Genomic DNA, 911 nt, shown 5'->3' with positions numbered 1-911 from the left:
GGGGGACGCGGTGGTGGCCGGCGCGCCCGCGATCTCGCGGGGTGATCGCTTAGCCGTGTGGGGCGGCGCGGCGTGCGCGGCGAGGCTGCTGCGCCACGCGCTGGGCGAGCTCGGGACGGCGTACCGGCCGCTGGGGGAGGTCGGGCTCATGCGTGAGGTGACCGCGCGGGTCGCAGGCATCGGGGAGAGCGCGGTGTTCTCCTGGATGAGCCTGCCCGGCCCGGCGCCGTCCGGGACGTCCGGGCATGGCGTGGAGTGGCTGCGGGCCGGGGCGGACGCGGAGGTGGCCGCGCTGCTGGCGGCCGACGCGCCGCACTCGTACGCGCTGCCCGGCGCGGTGGGGGTGAGCCGCTGGGCGGGCGTGCGGGTGGACGGGGTGCTGGCGGCGGTGGCGGCGGACGCGTGGTCGGCCCCCTCGGTGGGGCTGCTGGCCGGGGTCGCCACGCGCGCGGCCCTGCGGGGCCGGGGCCTGGCCGGTCTGGTGTGCGCGTGGGTGTCGCGGGAGCTGGTGGCGGCCCACGGGCGGGCGGCGCTGATGGTGGACGACTCCAACCCGGTGGCGATCGGCGTGTACGAGCGGATCGGCTACCGGCGCCGGCCCGTGCTGGCCTGCCGGGTGATCGCCTGACCTGATCGGTCGTGGCAAAGGGGCGGGCCGGAAAACCGGGTGAGGTTCGGCAGGCGCTGGTGCAGAGTTGACGGAGTGATGTCCGATTTTGTTCCTGGTATCGAGTTGTCCCGCGCCTTCTACGGCGAGGTGGTGGCGCCGCTGGTGTCGGGGGTCGCGCACAGTGCCGCGCTGATCGGGCCGGGCTCGGAGGTGCTGGAGTTCGACACGGCGCGCTCGGCCGACCACGACTGGGGGCCGCGGGTGCTGCTGTTCGTGGCGGCCGAGCGGGTGGCCGAGGTGG

The 911-nt window shown here is 76.4% G+C and carries 1 protein-coding gene and 1 pseudogene; both read left to right on the top strand.

From position 1 onward, the window contains the following. Positions 1-628, top strand: a 628-nt coding sequence (locus tag FAF44_RS53350) for a GNAT family N-acetyltransferase (RefSeq protein WP_237111144.1), incomplete at its 5' end; no start/stop codon positions are given. Positions 629-706: 78 nt separating this feature from the next. Next, positions 707-911, top strand: a pseudogene (locus FAF44_RS53345) (hypothetical protein); the annotation flags it as partial.

The sequence above is a fragment of the Nonomuraea sp. MG754425 genome, from assembly GCF_021699195.1.
Lineage (GTDB): Bacteria > Actinomycetota > Actinomycetes > Streptosporangiales > Streptosporangiaceae > Nonomuraea.
Note: the sequence above shows the minus strand (reverse complement) of the source record. Positions and strands in the feature narration are given on the sequence as shown.